This window comes from Mycolicibacterium houstonense, from assembly GCF_900078665.2.
GTDB lineage: Bacteria > Actinomycetota > Actinomycetes > Mycobacteriales > Mycobacteriaceae > Mycobacterium > Mycobacterium houstonense.
The window spans coordinates 2187519-2210037 of the sequence record NZ_LT546207.1 but is presented as its reverse complement, the minus strand read 5'-3'; the positions used below and the strand labels follow the sequence as shown (position 1 = coordinate 2210037).

Genomic DNA, 22519 nt, shown 5'->3' with positions numbered 1-22519 from the left:
GCCAGTTCTTTTGTCTGTGTGTGGTTTTCGAGGCCGCCGCGGCGCTGTCCGACCGTGGCGGCTACGCCGGGCGCATGTAGAACGGCATGCGGACGACTGGCCACTGATTGCGCCCACACGAGCCGCTGGGGCCAGTGGTCACGTCCTCGCCGGTGTATTCGGTTGAGGCCAGGTCCACGTGGCCGTCGAAGCCCACCGGGTAGATCTTGTACACCTGCATGCCCTCGATCGGGGTGCCGTCGGCGCAGAATCGCCAGTTGGGCACCACTCGCTTGACGTACCAGAGGCCGTTCGTCGTGTAGATGGGTGCAGTCCAGCCCGCGTCACTGTTGACGGTGCCGGAACACTCGGTGGGCGAGATGCACTGGGTCGAGATCGTCCAGGTGCTGCGGACCGGTGGTTGGTTCTCGTACCGCTCGTTGACCTTGGCCCAGTCGCCATTCGACGATGTGGCGAAGGTGCCGTTGATGCCCCACTGCTCGCCGGCACCGGCGGGGGCCGCGCCACCGAGGCCGACCGCTGTCGCAGCGACGACGGCAAACGCAGCGGCACTTACCCGGGAGACTGACATGAGCTGCTCCTTCTGGCCGACCTGCCCGCGCGGTAGTCAAATTCTCAATTTCGAGAATATCACTATCAGCACCGGGTCTACGGTGAATTCCACCGCGCCGGCGGGCGCAGTCGGAACCGGTGGATGAACTGCGCTGGGGCCGTTTGTAGTAATATTCTCCAAAACTGAGAGTTTGATTTCCAGCTGTGCGAAAGTAGCAACGTGCGTGTGACGGTGATGGCGACCGCTTCAGTGATTGTCGCCGGGATGCTGGCTGCTCCGCAGGCGAATGCGGGACCGCAGACCTGTAACGACGCGTTCTGTACGCCGGGCATCAATCCCCATGCCATCCTCGGCGCCCCGTGTGAGAACACCTCGTACTACGTGTTCGGCGTCGACGCCCGCAACGGCTGGGGCCGGCTGCTGTTCTGTGGGTCGCCGCGGCGCTACGAGCCCAGATGGTTTCGGTCTCCTCCGATGGTCGGGATCCGGGACGAGAACAGCCTCTGCATCAACGAACAGAACTCGGTGGCGCAGGCCCCGGACGGATTGTTCCTGAGCTGCGTGCCGATGAACGGCGAGACGCGCTGGCTGCGTGGCGACGCCTGAGTCCCACCGTTGAAAACGATTGAGGCGACGCCGACCGGCGTCGCCTCAATCGCTTGACGTGCCTACCAGTCCCGGATCGAGCACAGCGCGCCCTTGGGGCCGCTGTTGGTCTTGACCACCACACCGTCGACTGCCAGTTCGCAATTGAACCCCGGTGTCGGATGATTGGGCGACTCACCACTCTGCACCAGGACCATCGCCCAGAGGTCCGGGTTGGCGAGCATGGCGTCGAACACCCATGGCTTGTCCGGTGCGACGTCTACGTCGACTCTGGGACTGAATTGGTACGGATTGTGGCTGTAGTCCGAGAACATCGCGGGTTCGGCCTCGCGGTAGTAGATGTGCACCCAATACGGGGCGTCGGCCGTCACGGTGTAGCGCACGTGGTGCAGCGGCGGACCGGGCACCGGTTCGTCGGCGAAAGACGGTGTGGCCGTGGCGATTGCGCCGGCCGCCAGCGCCGCGGCCGTCGCGATGGTCAGGCCCGTCGGATAGCGCATCGATCACATCCTCGTCAGGGTGAACGGGTAGGTGAACGAACCGCCGGGAGCGCCGTCGCAGCCGACATCGAACGTCGAGACCATTTCGCCCGCGAGGGTGTTCGCGTCCCAGGTGTAGACGTCGTGGGTCGGAATGGTCGGCCCGTAGTAGATATCCCCGCACCGCAGGCCGTAGAACTCGTCGATCGTCAACGTGTATCGACCGTCGACCAGCTTCGCGTTCCCCGTGTTGGGCACCGCCTTGGCGACCGGTTGCGGGATCGTCCGGATGGTGATGCAGTCGGTCTGCCGGACGTCGGACCCCGGGTCGCGGCAGGGCGTGATCGCCGACCAGATCCAGGTGTGAAAGTCCCTGCGGTCCGGCATGTTCAGGTTGTAGTTGCCGAAGTACATGGCCTGTGTCGGCGGCGCCAACGCGATTGCCGTCCCGAACCCGAGCGCGACACTCATCGCCATGCGGATCAAGCTGGACTTCACAGGCACCTCCACATATCGGCACTCGTCGGCTGACTATAGAACGGGACCAGGCATCGCCGTGCCGAAACCAGAATCTCGTCTTCGCTAGCGAGATTATCATTCTCGTAATTGGAGAATAGTAAGTACGACGAAGACGGGATCGGTGGATCGTCTGACGGGCGGCGCTCAGCGCACGGGAGTGAACGTGATGTGCAGGTCGGTCAGGCCGCGCAGGATGAACGTCGGCTCGTAGGTGTAGCGACGATCGTCGGCGGGGCCGTGAAACTGCTCGTCGATACCGATGTCGGCCATCCGGTCCAGGATCCGCTCCAGCGATACCCGGCCCTCGACGCGGGCCAGCGGTCCACCCGGGCAGCTGTGTACGCCGCGGCCGAACGCGATGTGCTCGCGTACATTCTTGCGGTCGAGGCTGAACGTGTGTGGGTCCTCGAACCGGACCGGATCGCGGTTCACCGCGCCCGGGCACACCATCATGGTGGTGCCGGCCGGCACCTCGATGTCGCCCAGTTTGGTGTTCTTCTTGGCCAGCCGGAATTGGCTCTTGACCGGGGCGTCCATCCGCAGCGCCTCTTCGACGAAGGTCGGGATGCGGCTGCGGTCGTCGCGCAGGGCCTGCTGGATATCGGGACGGTCGCCGAGCACCCGCAGCGAGGCCGAGAGCAGTTTGGTGGTGGTCTCCTGTCCGGCCGCGAAGAGGAAGGTCGCCGACCGAACCACCTCGATGACGGGCGGAACCGACCCGTCCGGGTAGTTCGCCGTGGCCAGTGCGGTCAGCACGTCGTCGCGGGGTTCTTTTCTCCGGTCTTCGAGGTACTTGATGAACTTCTCGTCGAGCCATTCCAGCGGGTTCTCACTGACCAGGTCGGTGTGGTCCAGTGAGCCGACATTGGCACCCGGCCGTGGGGCGCCCAGCACCGTGCGGAACTCCTCGTGGTCTTCCTCCGGCACTCCGAGCATGTCGGCGATCACCAGGAGGGAGAAAGGCTTCGCGTAGGCGCTGAGGAATTCACACTTGCCGTCCGCGATGAAATCGTCGAGACACTGGTCGGCCAGCCGCCACATGAAGTCCTCGTTCTCCTTCAGCCGCCGCGGTGTGAGCAGCCGGTTGAGCAGGGAACGGGCATTGGTGTGGTCGGGCGGGTCCATGGTGACCATGTGCTCGAACATCGGCATCTGCGCGCGGTGTGCGGCGATCTGCTCGGTGATGTCGTCGCCCTCCGGGGTGAAAGGCAACGGGGGGAATGGCCCCGCGACAGCGATGCAGGACGAGAAGGTGTCGGTGTCCTTGAGGACGGTGGTGGCCTCCTCGAAGCCGGTGATGGCCATGACGCCGTAGTTCGGTTCGGTGACCACCGGGCACTTGCTGCGCAGATGGTCGAAGTACGGGTGCGGGTCGGGTACCAGCGACTGGTCGGTGAAGTAGTCGACGGTGTCGTAGTTGATATCGGTCATGGTGTGGGCTGCCTCCCGAAATCGATGTGCGCTGCGGTGGTTTCGCGACGGGCTGCACCGTGCGAAGAATCTTCGAAAATTGCTGAGCACCTGCTTAGCATGGCGTTAGAGTCATGGTCAAGGTCACGCGGCGGGACGAAAGTTACGATCGCCCAGACGTTGTCGGGGGCTGGCGGTGAGGAGGATCGGGTATGGCATCGGCGCGAAGGATCGGGGCGCCTGACGCGAAGAACCGGATCGTGCTGCTCGACGCTGCCGAGCAGTTGATGATCGAGGAGGGATACGTCGCGGTCACCTCCCGGCGAGTGGCCGAGCGGGCCGGTCTCAAGCCGCAGCTCGTGCACTACTACTTCCGCACCATGGACGACCTGTTCCTGGCGGTGTTCGTGCGGCGAGCCGAGGAGGGGTTGGCGGCGCAGGCCGAAGCGCTGAACTCGCCGCAGCCGCTGTGGGCGTTGTGGCGGTTCGGCACCGACCCGAGCGCCACGCGGTTGACGATGGAGATGACGGGGTTGGCCAACCACCGGCCCGCTCTGCGGGCCGAAATCGGCCGCTACGCCGAGATGTTCCGCGAGGCGGAAACCAAGGCGATCGACGGGGCGCTGCGGCGCTACGGCGTCGAGGCGTCCGAGGTCCCACCGATCGTGTGGACGTTCATCGCGGCCAGTGTGTCTCGGGTGATGGTCATGGAGCAGGCACTCGGAATGACGGCAGGGCATGCCGAGGTGCTGAAGTTCTGCGAGGACTGGCTGCGACGCCTGGAGGGCGAGCCCCAGCCGGTGGAGCTGCCGGCCTGAGATCGGCCCGCGGGCGACCGGCCGCGAACGTCCCCCGAAACGTCGGTTGCGGGGGACCTTCACGGCTGCTCGAGGACTAGAGCGAGAGGATGGTCGCCGAGGCCGTGCCCGGCGCTCCGTAGACCTGAGCCAGGCCCACTCGGGGATTGCCCGGCACCTGACGCTCACCGGCCTCGCCGCGCAATTGGCGCACCAGCTCGTGCATCTGGCGCAGCCCGGATGCGCCGATTGGCTCGCCATTGGCGATCAGGCCGCCATCGGTGTTGACCGGGATCGATCCGCCGATCTCGGTGGCCCCGTCGGCCAGCAGCTTGTCCTGCTCACCGTCGGCGCACAGACCGGTCTCGGCCATGTGGATCACCTCGGCGCCGGCGTCGGTGTCCTGCAGCTGGGCGATGTCCACATCCTCGGGCCCGATGCCGGCCGCCTCGTAGGCGGCCTTGGCCGCGAACACCGTCGGGGACGGATCCTCGTCGAGCGGCGCGGAGGTGGCGTGCACCTCGTAGGCGCCGAAGGTGCGAGTGCGGATCTCGCTGGCCCGCACGTAGACCGGCTTGTCGGTGTATTTGTGCGCGATGTCGGCGCGGCACATGATCACCGCCGCCGCGCCCTCGTCGGGTGCGCAGAACATGTACTGCCGCAGCGGATAGTTCAGCACCGGCGACGCCATGATCTCCTCGACGGAAATCTCCTTGCGCCGGAACGCATTCGGGTTCTTCTCACCGTTGCGGAAGTTCTTGTTGGCCACCCGCGCCAGCGTCTCCTCGGAGATGTTGTGCTTGTGGATGTAGTGGTTGGCCTTCATCCCGAAGAATTTGGTGGTGACGAACTGGCCGTTCTCGGCATACCACTGCGGGAGTGCGAGCTTGGCCGGATCGTCGGTGAAGGCTCCGCGTGGATGCTTGTCGAGGCCGATCGCGATGCCGATGTCGTACTTGCCCAACCGGATGGTGTCGGCGGTCTGCTGGATCGCGCTGGCCGCGGTGGCGCAGGCGTTGAACACGTTGGTGAAGGTGATGCCGGTCAGCCCGACCAGGCGGGTGACCGCATCGGGATTGGACACCTCGTAACTGCCGCCGAAGCCGAACTGGATGTCCTTCCATTCCAGGCCGGCGTCCTCGAGCGCGAATTGGATTGCCTCGGCGCCCATCTGCATCGCTGTCTTGTCGAACCGGCCGAACGGATGTAGCCCGACACCGATGATGGCTACGTCATTCGCGGAACTGCTCATGTTGCGCGCCTCCTGTCTAGACCGGCTGGAAGGCGAAGGTGACAAGCTCGTTGCCCTCTTCATCGGTGGTGAACGGAATCATGGCGAGTTCGACGTTCATGCCGAATTGCAGCTTGGCGGGGTCGTTTTCGGTCAGCCGACCCTCGACGCGGATCACCGGACCGGTGTCGTCGGTCAACTCCACGAGTCCAACGCCGAAGGGGACGAAGTCCTTTCCGGTCGGGCCCTTGTATGGGGCGCCGGGAGGGAAGCCTTGGGTGGTCCAGGCGACGACGGTGCCGCGGCGGGGGAGGTTCACCTGTTCGGTGTTGCCGCCGGAGCACTTGGGGCAGCGGGCCTGGGCCGGGAAGGCGGTGGCCTTGCAATCGGTGCAGCGGCTGCCGATCAGCTGTGGTTCGGGCGCGGGCCACGTCGAGATCTCGGGCGCCAGGGCAATCTGTGTTGACACGTGGCTGACGATAATCGGAAATGCAATTCTCGTCTAGTGAGAACCTGCTGCCGATATGCTCGCGCCGGCGAGTCGAATCGGACGAATCGATGGAGGCGGCGTGAGCGAGGTACTACCGGGTGAGGTCCGTCAGCTCGGGTATGTGGTGACCGATCTGGACGACGCGATCGCAGACTGGCTGAAGATGGGCGTCGGGCCGTGGTTCGTGATCCGAAACCTGCCGCAGCGGGTGACGTTCCGGGGCGCGCCATGCGAGGTGAAACTGTCGATGGCGCTGTCGAACAGCGGTGACCTTCAGGTCGAGTTGATCCAGCAGCTCGACGAGACACCCAGCATCTTCACCGAGTTCCTCGCCGGTGCCCCCGCCGGCGGCTTCCATCAACTCGCCTACTGGGCGGACGATTTCGATGCGGCGATGGACAGGATCGACGAGGCGGGCTGGCCGCTGGTGTGGTCCGGCGGGGGCGACGAGGGCGTGCGGTTCGCCTACTTCGAGCCGCCGACCGGGGCCTCGATCGTCGAGATCATGGAGCTGACCGCGGCCTCGGCAGGCATGGCCGACTACGTCCGGGCGCAGGCCGCAGCGTGGGACGGCAGCGATCCGGTGCGTGAGTTGGGCGGCTGAACCGGCCCGGTGTCCAGTTATGACACGGGTTTTCGCTCAAGTCGCGTCACAAGTGGCCGCTCGGCACCCGAGCTCTGGCAGGCCTACTTGCCCTTGTTCATCACCTTGTCTGCGGCGGCCCAGTGCTCGTCGGAGCACCACAGCCGGGCGAATGCGGCGACGGCCTCGGTGGTGGGCACGCCGTTGATCACCCGCTTGACCTCACCGGCCTGACGCCGGGCCAGCAACTGTGCCGTCGACCGCCAGGTCTCGGCGAACTCGGGGCGGGGAACCACCTGATCGATCAGGCCCACCTGCTCGGCCTCGCGGGCACCGAGAATCCGGCCCGTGCCCGCCAGCAGCAGTGCCCGACTGCGGCCGACCAGGGTGGCCAGGCGTTCGGCGCCGCCCCAGGCGGGCATGATCGCCAGGGCCACCTGGTTGAAGCCGATCTTGATGTCGTCGGCCGCGATTCGGATGTCGGCCGCCACCGCGACCTCGGCACCGCCACCGAGCGCGTGCCCGTTGAGCGCGGCGATCACCGGTCCTTCGAAGCCAGCAATCCGGTCGCAGATGGCGCGCATGCGCCAGGCCATCTCCGAGGCCTCCAATTCGGTGCGCAGCGCCGCCAGTTCCTTGAGATCGCCACCCGAGACGAAGGCGCGGTCGCCGCCGCCGGTGACCACCAGGGCCCGCGCATCCGCCGCGCCGTCCAGCGCCTTGTTCAGCGCATTCATGGTGTCCAGCGAGATCGCATTGCGAGCCTGTGGCCGGTCGATCGTGATGATCGCCAGTTCGCCGTCGATTTCAAGGTCGACCATCAAACGTTCTCCAGTTTCGGGATTGGCATTCTCGTTGAGTGAGAATAACATCACCAGCGTGCGCGACATCCCCGTTGAGCTGACCAAACGGTACGTCGAGGAGGGCTGGTGGCGGCCGGAAACCCTGGGACAGATGCTGGCCGACGGGCTCGCCGCCAGCCCCGATGCCGGGTTCCGGGTGCACTCCGGCATCCGGCCCTACCAGGGCACCTTCGGCGAGGTCGAACANGAGCTCGGCCACATCCTGGCCACGGCCAAGCCGAAGGTCTTTCTCACCACCGAACAATTCGGCCGGATGAGCTTTCAGCCGGATCTGTGCGCGGACGTCCCGATCGTGGGTCTGGTCGGTCGGCCGGCCGACGAGGGCTTGCGCGACGAGCATGTGCACGCCTTCGACACACTGCTCGCCGACGAACCGATGACCGGCACCTTGACCGCCGATCCGGGCTCGCCGGCGCTGATCGCCTTCACCTCGGGAACGACCCGGGATCCCAAGGGCGTCATCCACAGTCATCAGACGCTCGGGTTCGAGACCCGTCAGCTGCTGGAGAACTATCCGCCGGATCGGGGCCGTCAGCTCACCGCTACGCCGGTCGGGCATTTCATCGGCATGGTCGGGGCCTTCCTGATCCCCGTCCTCGAAGGGGCGCCGATCGATCTGTGTGATGTCTGGGATCCGGGCAAGGTGCTGGAGCTCATCGAGCGCGACGAGTTGTCGATCGGCGGCGGGCCGCCCTACTTCGTCACCAGCCTGATGGATCATCCGAAGTTCGACGAACGCCATCTGGCCCGGTTCACGACCGTCGGGCTCGGCGGCTCGACGGTTCCGGCGGCCGTCACCCGGCGGTTGGCCGATCTCGGCTTGTTCGTGTTCCGGTCCTACGGCAGCACCGAGCATCCGTCGATCACCGGATCGGGCCCGTCGGCGCCGGAGGCGAAACGGCTGTTCACCGATGGCAACGTGCGCCCCGGCGTGGAGATCCGGCTCGGGCCCGATGGCGAGATCTTCAGCCGCGGACCGGATCTGTGCCTGGGGTACACGGACGAAGAACTGACGGCGAACTCCTTCGACTCGGACGGCTGGTATCGCACCGGTGACATCGGCGTGCTCGACGAGGACGGGTATCTGACCATCACCGACCGCACCACCGACCTGATCATCCGTGGCGGCGAGAACATCAGTGCGCTGGAGGTCGAGGAGGTGCTGCTGGGCTTGCCGGACGTGATCGAGGCGGTCGTCGTCGCGGCCCCCGATGCGCGGTTGGGCGAGCGCGTGGCCGCGGTTCTCCGCGTGCGCGACGGCGGGGCGATGCCCACCCTCGACCAGGTCCGGACCCATTTCGAGTCCATCGGCGTGGCCCGGCAGAAGTGGCCGGAAGAGCTGCACCAGGCCGAGGATCTTCCCCGCACGCCCAGCGGCAAGGTGCAGAAGTTCGTCATCCGTCAGCAGATTGCTGCGATCGCCCGGTGAGCAGCCCGTCGGCCGAGGCGGGCATTGCGGCGGCCATCAAGTGAGAATATGATTCTCTCGAATTGCAAAGGAGTTTTCCATGGGACAACTGTCGCACAGGGTCGACATTCCGTTTCCGCTGTTCGACGCGGACAACCACCTGTACGAGCCGCCGGAGGCGATGACCAAGTACCTCCCGAAGGAGTACAAGGACCTCGTCCAGTACGTGGAGGTCAACGGCCGCACCAAGATCGCGATCGACGGCCACATCAGCAACTACATCCCCAACCCGACGTTCTCCCATGTCGCCAAGCCAGGTGCTTGGGAGGAGTACTTCAAGTTCGGCAACCCGGACGGCAAGAGCAAGCGCGAGCTGTTCGGTGAGCCGATGCGGTCCATACCGGCATTCTTCGAACCGGCTCCGCGCCTGGAGCTGATGAACGAGCTCGGCGTCGACCGCTCGCTGATGTTCCCGACGCTGGCCAGCCTCATCGAGGAGCGTTTGCGCGACAATCCGGTCGCCATCCACGTCATCATCCACTCGCTCAACCAGTGGCTCGACGAGGTCTGGGGCTTCAACTACCAGAACCGTATCTTCGTCACCCCGGTCATCACCCTGCCCATCGTCGAGAAGGCCATCGAGGAGCTGGAGTGGGCCGTCAAGCGCGGTGCCCGCGCCATCCTGATCCGCCCGGCCCCGGTGCCCGGCTTCCGCGGCCCGCGGTCGTTCGCCCTGCCCGAGTTCGACCCCTTCTGGGAGCGCTGCGTCGAGTACGACGTGTTCATCGGCATGCACTCCTCGGACAGTGGCTACTCGCGGTACACCTCGGAATGGGACGGCACGGTGCAGGAGATGCTGCCGTTCCAGACCAACGCCATGTCGATTCTCAACGAATGGCGGCCCATTCAGGATGCGGTGGCTTCCTGGGTGATCCACGGCGCGCTGTTCCGGCACCCCAAACTCAAGGTCGGTATCGTCGAGGCCGGCTCGAAATGGATGTTCCCGCTGCTGGATTCGATGGCCGAGGTCTACAAGAAGGCCCCGGAGGCCTTCCTGGGCAACCCGATCGAGGAGATCAAGAACCGCATCTACGTCAGCCCGTTCTACGAGGAGGGAATCGACGACCTGATCAACCTGATCGGTGTGGACCAGGTGCTGTACGGCTCCGACTGGCCGCACCCCGAGGGCCTGGCCGAGCCGACTCACTACGTGACCGCGCTCGAACACCTCTCGGTCGAGGATCAGGCAAAGATCATGGGCGGCAACCTCGGTCGTCTCGTCACCACCTGAGAGTGGTGTCCTGGCAGACCATCCCCGAGATGGTCTTGAGCGCAGCGGACCGGTTCGGCGACGCGGAAGCGGTCGTCGACTATGGCGACAATCCGGCCGGGGCCGGCGGTCCGCTGCGCCTGTCGTTCACCGAACTGGGCGACCGCATCCGGAAAGCGGCGGGTGCGTTCGCCGAGATCGGTGTCGGCAAGGGGGACCGGGTCGCGATCTGGGCGCCCAATTCGGCCGAATGGATCATCGCCGCGTTCGGAATCATGGTCGCCGGTGGAGTTCTGGTCCCGGTCAACACCCGGTTCAAGACCGACGAGGCCGCGGACGTGGTGGCCCGCAGCGGCGCCAAGGCGGTGCTGGTCCAAAAGGGTTTCCTGGGACAGGATTTCACGTTCTCCCAGGCCGATCTCGAAGTCGCGACCATCGATCTGAAGTCGGACTTCCTGAACAGCGGACCGACATTCGGCCGGGCCCCGGCCGAGTGGCTCGAGCCCACCGACATCGCGGACGTCATCTTCACCTCGGGCACCACGGGTCGGCCCAAGGGCGCCATGATGAACCACCGTCAGACGCTGCGGGCCTACGACGAGTGGGCGACGCTGGCCGATCTGCGCGAGGGCGACCGCTATCTGATGATCAACCCCTACTTTCACACCTTCGGGTTGAAGGCCGGGCTGGTGGCCTCGTTCCTGCGTGGCGCGACGATGTTGCCGGTCGCGGTGTTCGAGGTCGATCACGTGGTGGATCTGGTCGAGCGCGAACGCATCACGATGCTGCCCGGCCCGCCGACGCTGTATCACTCGCTGCTGGGGGTCGCCGACCGCGACCGATTGGCGACGCTGCGAGCTGGGGTGACCGGGGCCGCCGACATTCCGGTGGAACTGGTGCGACGTATCCGCGACGAACTGCCCTTCCAGACGCTGATGACCGGATACGGGCTGACCGAGGCCGGCAATGTCACACTGTCACGGCCGGGGGACACGGCCGAGGACGTCGCGACCACCGCGGGGCTGCCGTGTGCGGACGTCGCGGTGCGCATCGCCGACGACGGTGAGGTGCTGGTCCGCGGCTACAACGTGATGCAGGGCTACCTGGATGATCCGGCGGCCACCGCCGAGGCGATCGACACCGACGGCTGGCTGCACACCGGCGATCTGGGTGAGTTCACCGAATCCGGCCGGTTACGGATCGTCGGCCGGAAGAAGGACATGTTCATCGTGGGCGGGTTCAACGCCTACCCCGCCGAGATCGAGGGCTTCCTGCTGGAGCACCCGGCGGTTGCGCAGGTTGCTGTGATCGGCGTGGCCGACGAGCGGATGGGCCAGGTCGGCAAGGCGTTCGTGGTGCTGCGGGACGCACCGGGCGGCGCGGAGGTCCTCGCCGAGGAATTGATCGCCTGGAGCCGTGAACGGATGGCCGGCTACAAGGTGCCGCGCTACGTCGAGTTCCTCGACGAGCTGCCGCTCAACGCCACCGGCAAGGTGATGAAGAACCAACTCGAGGCGCGGCTATCCGCCCGTCCAAGCTAAGCGAGCGCACAACACGTAAACAGCATTTCCGCAGGTAAATGGCCATTCAGATGGCCGCTGCCGATGCTGTAGTCTCGGGTCACTATCGCAAACTGATAACGTAATTCTCGTTAAGCAGGCTGCTGAACGGACAGGAGGTCGGCATGCCGTCCCGCAAGCCTTCGTCGCCGGTAATCGATACTAGCGAAGATGACGCGTCGCGCAGCGATGCGCTGGAATTGGCCGAAGCCGAGGCCGCCGAGGCAGAGGCGGTGGCAGCCGCCGCNACGCCGAGGTCACCGACAGCGCGGGGACCGAACCGGAGACACCGAACACCGAGCAGAAGTTGGAAGCCGTCGCGGCCGAACCTCTCGACGCGGCGGACAAGAAGTCGAGCCGCTTACCGCAAGTGCGGGCATCGCGTCTGTTCTGGAAGGTGCTGGCGAGCTGCCTGACCCTCATCGTCATCGCGGCCCTCCTCGCCGCGAGCGGCTGGATGATCTGGCAGCACCGGCAAGCCGAGCACCGCCAGCAGTTGGCCGCCGAATACACCGCCGCGGCCCGTCAAACCGTCGTGACGCTCATGTCCCTGGACTTCAATCGGGCGCAGGACGCGGTCAAGAACATTCTCGACAACTCGACGGGCGAGTTCCGGGAAGACTTCGAGGCTCAGTCGAAGGATTTCGTCAAACTGGCCCAGGACGCCAAGGTGGTGACCGAGGCGAACGTGACCGCCGCCGCCGTGGACACCATGACCGACAACAACGCCGTCGTACTGGTGGCGGTGAACACCAAGGTCACCAACACCACGGGGGCCAACCAGCAACCACGCCCCTGGCGGGTGGCCGTCGACATGGTCCGTGAGGGCGACCAGATCAAGCTCTCGAAAGTCGAGTTCGTGCCGTGACCCTGGATCAAGACGTCAAAGAGACCGACAAAGAAACCGAGACGGCAGTCGAAACGGAGGAAACCGGCGGTGCCGTCGAGGCCACCGACAGCGACGCCGCCGCAACGGCCGGTGACAACAGCGCCGGTGATACCGCACCAGGCCAGCGCCAGAAGCTGACCCGCCTGTGGTTCCCACTGGCCTTGGCGGCGGCGCTGATCGCGTCGGCCGCGCTGGCCGGCTGGCTGTACTTCGCGCAGTACAAGGTCGACCAGCAGACCGGTGAGGCCGCGTCGGCCGCCGTGCTCAAGGCCGCCAACGACGGCACAGTGGCGCTGCTGAGCTACGCGCCGGACAGCCTGGACCGAGATTTCACCGCCGCGAAATCGCATCTGACCGGCGACTTCCTGTCGTACTACACCCAGTTCACCGACGAGATCGTCGCTCCGGCCGCCAAGCAGAAGTCGGTCAAGACGACGGCAGCGGTGGTGCGTTCGGCGGTCGCGGAGATCCATCCCGATTCGGCGGTGGTGCTGGTGTTCGTCAATCAGGCCACCACCAGCAACGAGAATCCCAACGGAAGCTTCTCGGCCAGCGCCGTCAAAGTCGGGATGAACAAGGTCGACGGGAAATGGCTGATCGGCTCGTTCGACCCGGTGTAGTGACGCGAGTGGGGACCGTCAGTCCTGAGCGTGCCGCTCGTATTCCCAGCGCTCGAGCCAGGCCTGCAGTTCGTGCACGCCCAAGGCCGCGGCCAGCGCGCTGACCCCGCCCAGCCCGAGCAACAGCCCGCTCATGGCCGGCAACCCGCGCTGTCGTTGTGGTGCCGGCCTCCGGACGATCCGGGGCGGTTCGGCGAGCCGGGGCCCGCATAGTGCGTCACCTGCCTCGGTGCGGGATTGTCCGGCACCCCGAGCAAGGAGCGCTGGATGGCCCGGTACCGCTCGCGCTCGGCGGCGCACCACGATTCGGTCCAGCCTTCGAGCAGATCGCCGCTGCGCAGCAGACGGTGCAGCGCCGGATTGCCTGCGGCGATGAGCAGGCGGCCCTCGATCATCGCCATGGTCTCGTGCAACGCCATCGCCTCGTGCCAATCGACCTTCACCTCGGGTGCCAGGCTGACGTACTGATGCCGCACCACCAGCAAGGCATCGGCACCCAGCGGACGAAGCCGCCACAACGCCGAACGTAGCGACGAGACCGCCTTGTGGGGCGGACTGTCCGGCCACAACAGGTCGCACACCCAGCTCCGATGCAGCTCGCGGCGCTTCACGGCGGCCAGGGCCACCAACCGCCGACACGACGGTGGCAGTGCCAACGGCTGCATGTCTCGGTAGACAGCGAACTCGCCGAGCAGGTTCAGCGTGAATTGCTTGGACACACATCCATCCTCGAGCGCGGCGGCGGCCATGACATCAGTAGTGCACTACCTGTATTTGGAGTGCGTTTTGCCCACCACGCCGTGGCCAATCCGGGGCCAGGCGTCCTGATGCGATGAAATTGCGGTGAGATGTAGCGAGGAAGGGGCATACCAGTTTGAACGAAGACAAGCCGAGCCCGGTTCAGACCCATCGGCTGAGCCGCATGTCCGGTCGGGATCCGCACGAGCAGCACCGGGCCGCGACTCCACTGGAGCTGCTGTTCGACCTGACCTTCGTGATCGCGTTCGGGGTGGCGGCCTCGCAGCTCGCGCATCTGATGGCGGCAGACCACGTGGCGGCCGGGTTGGTGGGCTTCGGCTTCTGCGCATTCGCGATCTGGTGGGCGTGGATGAACTTCACCTGGTTCGCCTCGGCCTACGACACCGACGACTGGGTGTACCGGGTGATGACGATGCTGCAGATGGTCGGCGTGATCATCCTGGCGCTCGGGATTCCGCCGGTGTTCGCCTCCGTCGAGCACGGCGGGCACGTCGACAACTCGGTGATGGTCGCCGGCTACGTCGTCATGCGAATTGCCTTGGTGGGGCAGTGGTTACGCGCCGCGGCGCAGGATCCGCAGCGCCGGGCCGCCTGCCTGACCTATGCGTGCGCCGTCGTCGTCGCCCAGATCGGGTGGGCGGCCCAGATCTTCGTGCAGACCTCGGTGGTGGTCTTCTTCGTCACCGCCGTGGTTCTGGTGGTGGTCGAGTTGAGCGGGCCGGTGCTGGCCGAGCGGCGGATGGGCGGCACCCCGTGGCATGCCCACCACATCGCCGAGCGCTACGGCCTGCTCGCGATCATCGCGCTCGGCGAAGGAGTGGTCGGCACCGTGGCGTCGCTGAATGCCGCGGTGGGGGAGCATGGCTGGACCACCGATGCGATCCTGCTGGTGGCGGCGGGCATCGGTCTGACGTTCGGAATGTGGTGGGTCTACTTCCTGGTGCCCGCGGGGGCGTTGCTGCACGCCGGCCGTCGGCTGTCGTTCTGGTACGGCTACGTGCACCTCGCGGTGTTCGGCTCGATCGTGGCCACCGGCGCCGGACTGCACGTCGCGGCCTACTACGTCGAGGGCGAATCGAAGCTGGGTTCGTTCGGCACCGTGCTGGCAGTGGCCATTCCGGTGGGCATCTACCTGACGGCGATGTTCGTCATCTACACGCTTCTGGTCGGGCAGGTCGATTTCATTCACGCCCTGCTGCTGGTGCTGTCCGCGGCGGCGCTGGTGGGCGCGGTCGCACTGGCCGCCGGTGGCACGCCGATGTCGGTGTGCCTGCTGGTCGTCACCGCGGCGCCGTTGGTGGTGGTCATCGGCTTCGAGGCGATCGGCCACCGGCACGCCGCGGCGATCGTCGACCGCCGGCTGGGCATTCAGCGACCAGGGTGAGCCTCGAAGCCTTCCAACAGCATTCGTTCCTGCTCGGCTGCCAATAAGCGGCGCGTCTTGCTGCGAGTGATCAGAATTCCGATGGTGGCCAGGATCCAGACCGCGTATTGCGCCGACCAGGCCAGGCGGAACGATGCGAAGGAATACCCGTCGGTTCCGGACAGGATCAGCCCCATGGCCTGCATCACCAACAGCGCCGCCAGGAAACCGCCCATGTTCACCATGCCCTGGGCGGTGCCCAGCGTGTGGGTCGGATTGAAGGTGCGGGCGAAGTCGAAGCCGACCATCGATCCCGGCCCGCCCACGGAGATGACGACGATCAGCACCACCAACAGCCACACCGGTGCCGGGCCCGGCAGCGCCAGGACCACGGTCCACACCAGGGCGTTGCTCGCGATGATCCAGAGCACCAGGCGAGATCTGCGGTGTGGATGCCGGCCGGTGAATATGCCGATGACGATGCCGGCTGAGATGGCGGCCACCACCGACACCGTCAGCAGCGTGCCTGCCGCGGTCTCCGAAAGGCCCTGTGCCTCGGTGAGATAGGGCACGCCCCACATCAGGGCGAACACCGTCACCGAGAACTGGGTGCCCATGTGGGTGAAGAAGCCCAGCCTGGTGCCCGGCCGTAGCCAAACGGTCTTGATCCGGGACAGGGTCGTGTGTAGCGAGATCGGTTCGGCGGTCGTGACCACGCCGTGCGGGGTGTCGCGGATCAGGGCCATCGCCAGTGCGATGACCACGAGTCCGAACGCCGCCACCGACAGATACGCCGGGGTCCAACCCGAGCCGGTGAGTATCGCCAGGAACGGGACGGCGGACAGCACCTGCCCGAGCTGACCGCAGATCCCCGTCAGCTGGGCCACCAGGGGCACGCGGGCCGGCTCGAACCAATAGGGCACCAAGCGCAGTACCGAGATGAAGGTCAGCGCGTCGCCGAGGCCGACCACTGCGCGCGCGCCGATTGCTGCCGGCAGTGATTCGCTCAGGGCCAGCACGAGCTGGCCGGTGGTCATCAGCGCGGCGCCGCAGACGATGAGCATCCGGGAACCGAAGCGGTCCAACAACAATCCGGCGGGCACCTGCGCCGCCGCGTAGACGATCACCTGCAGCACGACGAAGGTGGACAGCAGGCCGGGGCTTGCGGCAAACCTGTCGGCAGCCTGAAGGCCGGAGACACCGAGGGTGGTTCGGTCCAGCACCGCGATGATGTAGGCGAGTAGCCCGGTGGCCCAAACGATCCAGGGACGCACGCGGGAACCTTTCGTCAATGTGTTTCTCTCCGACCGGAGTCCATGCTCTCAGCACCATGGCCGCCGAAGCGACCGGAGATCTTTGTCGCGGTAGTGAGTTTCGTCTCCAACGCGGCTTTCCACTGATTCGCCGAGTTGGCTGAAAATGCACTCTCGCGTCCGACTTTTATCGACGCGTGCGGCATAGATGCAGATAGTCGCACCTATGGAGAAATCTGAGGTCGATGGAATGGTGGATGTGGAAATTCGCTCGCAGCATTTTTCGGGGGTAGGGTGTCGGCATGTTTCGCTGTTCCATCCGGCGCGGAGGACGTCGGCTTGGCTGAGTACCGTCTCGAGGACTTGGCGCGCATATCCGGCGTCAGCACTCGCAATATCCGCGCCTATCGTGAGCGTGGATTGCTGGATTCGCCGCGACGCGTGGGGCGCGCGGCGTACTACGGCGAGCAGCACGTGGCGCAGCTCGCGGCGATCAGCCAGCTACTGGCCAAGGGCTTCAGCTCGGCCCACATCGCCGACTTCTTCGCAGGTCTCCGCCGCGGCCAGGATCTGGCCGATGCCTTGGGCATCCAGGGCTCGGACTGGCGCGGGCCGGGAACGACGTTGCCGGTCGACCCGGACGACGATGACGTCCGCACGCTCGTCGAGTTCGGGCTGGCGCGCGTCGTGGACGACGAGGTCGAACTGACCGAGCCCGCAGTCGCCGCGATCGTCGGTACGGCCGACGATGCGCGTGCCTACGTCCGGATCGTGGCTCACATCGCCCGGTCCACAGACGCGGCCGTCGATCAACTGGCCGCATCGGCTGCCGCGGCGGTTGCCGAATGTGAGCGATTTCAGCCGCGCACCGATCTTCGCGAACTGGCCGAAGCGGTGGCGTCGGTTGGGGTGGACCGCGCGCTGCGACACCGTCTCTTCGCCGCCGAATAGATCCGCCGCGTCAACCACGTCCTGAAGCCGCGATTCGGTCGGTGGGACGGAATAGTTACCGGCTAGTAAGATATTTCAGCAAACTTTTCGAGCTCTCGGTCGGGATTCGCTAGACAGAATCGGCCCGATTGTCTGCTGGTTCGCGGCCGGTTGGCGGGCTCGGATCTGGCCGAAAATTTAGATAACGATTCGATAACAATACTGCCTTGATCTGCGCAGTTATCCCTACTCGACCGTAACCACCTGCCAACAGGACGTTTGTCCCGAATAGCTTTGGGCGCCCCTCTGCGCGGCGTGACGTTACCGGCGGTTACCCATGCGTAGAACTCGCCAGTAACCAATCTGGGCGGAAAAAGCCCATCCGCTCTTATGACACTCTTAGTACGGCGGGAGTGCGAGTGCCCCGACCGGAGGGCTCCGGCGGCACCGCGTTCCAGCTTGATTCGACGCTGAATCGCCGTTGGCCTGTCGCCGGGCAGCCACACCGCCCCAGACATGCAGACAGACATCAGACCGCACGCGACAGCCATACGCGACACCATTCACCGCAGAACCACAGCAGCACCGAGGAGATAGCGCCAGTGACGATCTATGAACACGACCGGGTGTCCGCCGGTCGCAACGACGACTCAGGATCCGACGGTCGGCAGGCTGACTCCACCCATGCCCTCGTCGACCGGCTGAGCGCCGGTGAGCCGTACGCGGTCGCATTCGGCGGCCAGGGCAGTGCCTGGCTGGAGACTCTTGAGGAACTGGTGTCCTCGGCCGGCATCGAGTCCGAACTGGCGACCCTGGCCGGTGAGGCCGAACTGCTGCTGGAGCCGGTGGCCTCCGAGCTCGTCGTGGTGCGGCCCATCGGCTTCGAGCCGTTGCAGTGGGTCCGGGCGTTGGCCGCCGAGGAGCCGGTGCCCTCCGACAAGCAGCTCACCTCGGCCGCCGTGTCGGTGCCCGGCGTGCTGCTGACCCAGATCGCCGCTGTGCGGGCGCTCGCCCGCCAGGGCATGGATCTCACCGCCACCCCGCCGGTGGCAGTGGCCGGGCATTCCCAAGGCGTGCTGGCCGTCGAGGCGCTGGCCGCCAAGGGCGCCAAGGATGTGGAGCTGCTGGCCCTGGCCCAGCTGATCGGCGCGGCGGGCACCCTGGTGGCCCGCCGCCGCGGGATCACCGTCCTGGGGGACCGGCCGCCGATGGTGTCGGTGACCAATGCCGAGCCCGAGCGCATCTACGAACTGCTCGAAGAATTCAGCCAGGACGTCCGCACGGTCCTGCCACCGGTGCTGTCGATCCGCAACGGCCGGCGCTCCGTTGTGATCACCGGCACACCCGAGCAGCTGTCCCGCTTCGAGCTCTACTGCAACCAGATCGCTGAGAAGGAAGAGGCCGAGCGCAAGAGCAAAGTCCGCGGTGGCGCGGTCTTCGCTCCCGTCTTCGACCCGGTGCAGGTCGAGGTCGGTTTCCACACGCCGCGTCTGGCCGATGGCGTGGAGATCGTCGGCCGGTGGGCCGAGGCCGTCGGAATCGACGTCAAGCTCGCCCGTGAGATGACCGAGGCCATCCTGGTCAGCCAGGTGGACTGGGTCGACGAGATCACCGACCTGCACGAGGCCGGCGCGCGGTGGATTCTCGACCTGGGGCCGGGGGACATCCTGACCCGCCTGACCGCCCCGGTGGTGCGTGGTCTGGGCATCGGGATCGTGCCCGCCGCCACCCGTGGCGGCCAGCGCAATCTCTTCACCATCGGCGCGGTGCCCGAGGTGGCCCGCCCGTGGTCCAGCTACGCCCCGACCGTCGTCAGCCTGCCCGACGGATCCGTCAAGCTTTCGACCAAGTTCACCCGGTTGACCGGGCGCTCGCCGATCCTGCTGGCCGGTATGACCCCCACCACGGTCGACGCCAAGATCGTCGCGGCTGCAGCAAACGCCGGCCACTGGGCCGAACTGGCCGGTGGCGGGCAGGTCACCGAGCCGATCTTCAACGACCGCATCGCCGAGCTGGGCGAGCTGCTGGAGCCCGGCCGGGCCATCCAGTTCAACACGTTGTTCCTCGATCCCTATCTGTGGAAGCTGCAGGTCGGCGGCAAGCGGCTGGTGCAACGGGCCCGTCAGTCCGGTGCGCCGATCGACGGCGTCGTGGTCAGCGCCGGCATCCCGGACCTGGAAGAGGCCGTCGAGCTGATCGGCGAACTCAACGACCTCGGCATCAGCCACGTGGTGTTCAAGCCGGGCACCGTCGAGCAGATCCGCTCGGTCATCCGGATCGCGGCCGAGGTGCCGACCAAGCCGGTGATCGTCCACATCGAGGGCGGTCGCGCCGGTGGCCACCACTCGTGGGAAGACCTCGACGACCTGCTGCTGGCCACCTACTCCGAGCTGCGTAGCCGGTCCAACATCACCATCTGCGTCGGCGGCGGCATCGGCACCCCCGAGCGGTCCGCCGAGTACCTGTCCGGCCGCTGGTCGGCTGCCCACGGCTACCCGCTGATGCCGATCGACGGCATCCTGGTCGGCACCGCCGCGATGGCCACCCTGGAAGCCACCACCAGCCCACAGGTCAAGCAGCTGCTGGTGGACACCAAGGGCACCGAGGCATGGGTCGGTGCGGGCAAGGCCTCGGGCGGTATGGCCTCCGGGCGCAGCCAGCTCGGCGCCGACATCCACGAGATCGACAACACCGCCTCGCGTTGCGGCCGCCTGCTCGACGAGGTCGCCGGTGACGCCGACGCGGTGGCCGCCCGCCGCGACGAGATCATCGCCGCGATGGCCAACACCGCCAAGCCCTACTTCGGTGACGTCGCCGAGATGACCTACCTGCAGTGGCTGCGCCGCTACATCGAACTGGCCATCGGTGACGGCAACAGCACCGCCGACACCAAGCGCGACCACTCGCCGTGGCTCGACATCACTTGGCGCGACCGCTTCGAGCAGATGCTCAAGCGGGCCGAAGCACGTTTGCACGCACAGGATTTCGGCCCGATCGAAACCCTCTTCAACGACGAGCAGCTGCTCGAGGACCCGAAGGCCGCACTGGCCGCGCTGGTCTCCGCCTACCCGGATGCCGCCTCGGTGCAGCTGCACCCGGCCGACGTGCCGTTCTTCGTCGAGCTGTGCAAGACGCTGGGCAAGCCGGTCAACTTCGTGCCGGTGATCGACAAGGACGTGCGCCGCTGGTGGCGCAGCGACTCGCTGTGGCAGGCCCACGATGCGCGCTACGACGCCGATCAGGTGTGCGTCATCCCGGGTACCGCCGCGGTCGCCGGGATCACCCGGGTCGACGAGCCCGTCGGTGACCTGCTGGACCGCTTCGAGCAGGCCGCCGTCGACGAGGTGCTGGCCGCGGGAGTTCAGCCGCAGGCGGTGCTGTCGCGCCGTCAGGGCCGTGCCGACGTGACCGGTCCGNCAGCACGTCCTCACCGCGACCGACGGAAAGCCGGTTCCGCCGGCCAAGCTGGTCGGCTGGACCGCCCGATTCCTGGGCATGGTGAAGCCGGGCGACGAGGTCGACTTCCGTGTCGACCGGGTCGGAATCGACGTCGGCGCAGAGGTTGTCGAGGTTCAGGCCCGCATCGGCTCCGAACTGGTGATGGCCGCGACCGCACGGCTCGCCGCACCCAAGACCGTCTACGCATTCCCAGGCCAGGGCATCCAGTCCAAGGGCATGGGCATGGAGGTCCGGGCCCGGTCCAAGGCCGCCCGCAAGATCTGGGACAAGGCCGACAAGTTCACTCGCGAGACGCTGGGCTTCTCGGTGCTGCACGTGGTGCGCGACAACCCGACCTCGCTGATCGCCTCCGGTGTGCACTACGAGCACCCCGAGGGCGTGCTGTACCTGACGCAGTTCACTCAGGTCGCGATGGCCACGACGGCCGCCGCTCAGGTCGCCGAGATGCGCGAGCAGGGTGCGTTCGTCGAAGGCGCGATCGCCTGCGGTCACTCCGTCGGTGAGTACACCGCACTGGCTTGCGTGTCCGGTGTCATCGAACTCGAAGGTCTGCTGGAGGCGGTGTTCCACCGCGGCTCCAAGATGCACGACATCGTGCCGCGCGACGAGCGGGGCCGGTCCAACTACCGGCTGGCCGCGATCCGGCCGAGCCAGATCGACCTGGCCGACGAGGACGTCGAGAGCTTCGTCGCCGAGATCGCCGAACGCACCGGTGAATTCCTGCAGATCGTGAACTTCAACCTGCGCGGTTCGCAGTACGCGATCGCCGGCACGGTGCGTGGCCTGGAAGCGCTGGAGGAAGAGGTCGAGCGTCGTCGCGAGATCAGCGGCGGCAAGCGGTCGTTCATCCTGGTGCCCGGCATCGACGTGCCGTTCCACTCCAGCGTGCTGCGGGTGGGCGTGGACGACTTCCGGCGCAGCCTGGAGCGGGTGCTGCCGCGCGACCGCGACCCGGAGCTGGTGGTCGGCCGTTACATCCCGAACCTGGTGCCCCGGCCGTTCACGCTGGACCGTGACTTCATCCAGGAGATCCGCGACCTGGTGCCGGCCGAGCCGCTCGACGAGATCCTCGCCGATTACGACACCTGGCGTAACGAGCGGCCGATCGAGCTGTGCCGCAAGATCGTCATCGAGCTGCTGGCCTGGCAGTTCGCCAGCCCGGTGCGCTGGATCGAGACCCAGGACCTGCTGTTCATCGAGGAAGCCGCGGGCGGACTCGGGGTGGAGCGGTTCGTCGAGATCGGCGTGAAGAACGCGCCGACGGTCGCCGGACTGGCCACCAACACGCTGAAGCTGCCCGAATACGCCCACAGCACCGTCGAGGTGCTCAACGCCGAGCGCGATGCCGCGGTGCTGTTCGCCAGCGACACCGATCCCGAGCCGGAGCCCGAGGTCTCTGAAGAGCCGGCGAGCCCGTCCGCCGAAACCGCGGAATCGGCGCCCGTTGCCGAGGCGGCCCCGGCCCCGGCTGCCGCCCC

Annotated in this window: 19 protein-coding genes and 1 pseudogene; 11 read left to right on the top strand and 9 right to left on the bottom strand. The window is 66.4% G+C overall.

All coding sequences use genetic code 11. The annotated features are described in order from the left end of the window. Positions 1–61: 61 nt before the first annotated feature. Complete coding sequence (locus BN4332_RS11035; protein ID WP_066898475.1) at positions 62–571, bottom strand: Rv2253/PknI dimerization domain-containing protein; 510 nt, start codon at positions 569–571, stop codon at positions 62–64. Positions 572–787: 216 nt separating this feature from the next. Between BN4332_RS11035 and BN4332_RS11030 the strand changes: the two genes are divergently transcribed. After that, a complete protein-coding gene (locus tag BN4332_RS11030) occupies positions 788–1159 on the top strand; it encodes a hypothetical protein (protein WP_066898583.1) in 372 nt (123 codons plus the stop codon). Between the two features lie 62 nt (positions 1160–1221). Here the strand turns inward: BN4332_RS11030 and BN4332_RS11025 are convergent, their stop codons facing one another. From BN4332_RS11025 to BN4332_RS11015, 3 genes are all read right to left on the bottom strand, one after another. Continuing rightward, positions 1222–1659, bottom strand: a complete 438-nt coding sequence (locus tag BN4332_RS11025) for an Rv2576c family protein (protein ID WP_066898474.1) — start codon at positions 1657–1659, stop codon at positions 1222–1224. Positions 1660–1662: 3 nt separating this feature from the next. After that, positions 1663–2115 (bottom strand): hypothetical protein, encoded by a 453-nt coding sequence (locus BN4332_RS11020; RefSeq protein WP_200820404.1) that lies wholly within the window; start codon positions 2113–2115, stop codon positions 1663–1665. A gap of 186 nt (positions 2116–2301) precedes the next feature. Continuing rightward, on the bottom strand, positions 2302–3588 hold the full coding sequence (locus tag BN4332_RS11015; RefSeq protein ID WP_066898472.1) for a cytochrome P450: 1287 nt from the start codon (positions 3586–3588) through the stop codon (positions 2302–2304). Positions 3589–3779: 191 nt separating this feature from the next. Between BN4332_RS11015 and BN4332_RS11010 the strand changes: the two genes are divergently transcribed. Then, a complete protein-coding gene (locus tag BN4332_RS11010) occupies positions 3780–4385 on the top strand; it encodes a TetR/AcrR family transcriptional regulator (RefSeq protein WP_066898471.1) in 606 nt (201 codons plus the stop codon). A gap of 76 nt (positions 4386–4461) precedes the next feature. Here the strand turns inward: BN4332_RS11010 and BN4332_RS11005 are convergent, their stop codons facing one another. Both BN4332_RS11005 and BN4332_RS11000 read right to left on the bottom strand, forming a co-directional pair. Beyond that, on the bottom strand, positions 4462–5616 hold the full coding sequence (locus BN4332_RS11005; protein WP_066898470.1) for a thiolase family protein: 1155 nt from the start codon (positions 5614–5616) through the stop codon (positions 4462–4464). Between the two features lie 16 nt (positions 5617–5632). Beyond that, complete coding sequence (locus BN4332_RS11000) at positions 5633–6064, bottom strand: Zn-ribbon domain-containing OB-fold protein (protein WP_096866881.1); 432 nt, start codon at positions 6062–6064, stop codon at positions 5633–5635. A gap of 100 nt (positions 6065–6164) precedes the next feature. Here BN4332_RS11000 and BN4332_RS10995 point away from each other — a divergent pair, with 100 nt between their 5' ends. Next, positions 6165–6689 carry a VOC family protein gene (locus BN4332_RS10995; RefSeq protein ID WP_066898468.1) on the top strand — a complete coding sequence of 175 codons (525 nt, stop codon included), beginning with the start codon at positions 6165–6167 and terminating at the stop codon, positions 6687–6689. Positions 6690–6772: 83 nt separating this feature from the next. On the opposite strand, the gene BN4332_RS10990 is transcribed toward BN4332_RS10995, so the two are convergent. Further along, complete coding sequence (locus BN4332_RS10990; RefSeq protein ID WP_066898582.1) at positions 6773–7489, bottom strand: enoyl-CoA hydratase/isomerase family protein; 717 nt, start codon at positions 7487–7489, stop codon at positions 6773–6775. 58 nt (positions 7490–7547) lie between these two features. On the opposite strand from BN4332_RS10990, the gene BN4332_RS10985 reads away from it, so the two are divergent. The 5 genes from BN4332_RS10985 to BN4332_RS10965 all read left to right on the top strand — a co-directional run bounded on the left by BN4332_RS10985 (position 7548) and on the right by BN4332_RS10965 (position 13277). Then, on the top strand, positions 7548–8960 hold the full coding sequence (locus tag BN4332_RS10985; RefSeq protein WP_066898467.1) for an AMP-binding protein: 1413 nt from the start codon (positions 7548–7550) through the stop codon (positions 8958–8960). A 79-nt stretch (positions 8961–9039) separates the two neighbouring features. Beyond that, positions 9040–10230 (top strand): amidohydrolase family protein, encoded by a 1191-nt coding sequence (locus BN4332_RS10980; RefSeq protein ID WP_066898466.1) that lies wholly within the window; start codon positions 9040–9042, stop codon positions 10228–10230. A 2-nt stretch (positions 10231–10232) separates the two neighbouring features. Then, the gene (locus tag BN4332_RS10975; RefSeq protein WP_074133040.1) at positions 10233–11750 is read left to right on the top strand and encodes a FadD3 family acyl-CoA ligase; all 1518 of its coding nucleotides are present in this window, start codon (positions 10233–10235) and stop codon (positions 11748–11750) included. A gap of 325 nt (positions 11751–12075) precedes the next feature. Then, positions 12076–12636, top strand: coding sequence for an Rv1363c family protein (locus BN4332_RS10970; RefSeq protein WP_066898465.1), 561 nt, complete (start codon positions 12076–12078; stop codon positions 12634–12636). Positions 12637–12638: 2 nt separating this feature from the next. Next, on the top strand, positions 12639–13277 hold the full coding sequence (locus tag BN4332_RS10965; protein WP_066898580.1) for a twin-arginine translocation pathway signal: 639 nt from the start codon (positions 12639–12641) through the stop codon (positions 13275–13277). Positions 13278–13408: 131 nt separating this feature from the next. On the opposite strand, the gene BN4332_RS10960 is transcribed toward BN4332_RS10965, so the two are convergent. Then, entirely contained in the window at positions 13409–13996 is a 588-nt protein-coding gene (locus BN4332_RS10960) for an AfsR/SARP family transcriptional regulator (RefSeq protein ID WP_066898579.1), read from the bottom strand. Positions 13997–14199: 203 nt separating this feature from the next. Here BN4332_RS10960 and BN4332_RS10955 point away from each other — a divergent pair, with 203 nt between their 5' ends. After that, positions 14200–15420, top strand: a complete 1221-nt coding sequence (locus BN4332_RS10955) for a low temperature requirement protein A (RefSeq protein WP_084459240.1) — start codon at positions 14200–14202, stop codon at positions 15418–15420. On the opposite strand, the gene BN4332_RS10950 is transcribed toward BN4332_RS10955, so the two are convergent. Next, the gene (locus BN4332_RS10950; protein WP_066898463.1) at positions 15405–16673 is read right to left on the bottom strand and encodes an MFS transporter; all 1269 of its coding nucleotides are present in this window, start codon (positions 16671–16673) and stop codon (positions 15405–15407) included. The two genes, BN4332_RS10955 and BN4332_RS10950, sit on opposite strands and share 16 nt — an antisense overlap. Before the next feature lie 318 nt (positions 16674–16991). Between BN4332_RS10950 and BN4332_RS10945 the strand changes: the two genes are divergently transcribed. Both BN4332_RS10945 and BN4332_RS10940 read left to right on the top strand, forming a co-directional pair. Continuing rightward, entirely contained in the window at positions 16992–17603 is a 612-nt protein-coding gene (locus tag BN4332_RS10945) for a MerR family transcriptional regulator (protein WP_074133046.1), read from the top strand. Between the two features lie 581 nt (positions 17604–18184). Beyond that, positions 18185–22519 (top strand): annotated as a pseudogene (locus BN4332_RS10940) (fatty acid synthase subunit beta domain-containing protein); the annotation flags it as partial.

Bases quoted from the DNA above. Each gene is read 5' to 3' on its own strand.
- BN4332_RS10955 (WP_084459240.1), top strand. From the start codon at position 14,200: ATGTCCGGTCGGGATCCGCACGAGCAGCACCGGGCCGCGACTCCACTG.
- BN4332_RS11030 (WP_066898583.1), top strand. From the start codon at position 788: ATGGCGACCGCTTCAGTGATTGTCGCCGGGATGCTGGCTGCTCCGCAG.
- BN4332_RS11005 (WP_066898470.1), bottom strand. From the start codon at position 5,616: ATGAGCAGTTCCGCGAATGACGTAGCCATCATCGGTGTCGGGCTACAT.
- BN4332_RS10990 (WP_066898582.1), bottom strand. From the start codon at position 7,489: ATGGTCGACCTTGAAATCGACGGCGAACTGGCGATCATCACGATCGAC.
- BN4332_RS10980 (WP_066898466.1), top strand. From the start codon at position 9,040: ATGGGACAACTGTCGCACAGGGTCGACATTCCGTTTCCGCTGTTCGAC.
- BN4332_RS11035 (WP_066898475.1), bottom strand. From the start codon at position 571: ATGTCAGTCTCCCGGGTAAGTGCCGCTGCGTTTGCCGTCGTCGCTGCG.
- BN4332_RS11010 (WP_066898471.1), top strand. From the start codon at position 3,780: ATGGCATCGGCGCGAAGGATCGGGGCGCCTGACGCGAAGAACCGGATC.
- BN4332_RS11015 (WP_066898472.1), bottom strand. From the start codon at position 3,588: ATGACCGATATCAACTACGACACCGTCGACTACTTCACCGACCAGTCG.
- BN4332_RS11025 (WP_066898474.1), bottom strand. From the start codon at position 1,659: ATGCGCTATCCGACGGGCCTGACCATCGCGACGGCCGCGGCGCTGGCG.
- BN4332_RS11020 (WP_200820404.1), bottom strand. From the start codon at position 2,115: ATGGCGATGAGTGTCGCGCTCGGGTTCGGGACGGCAATCGCGTTGGCG.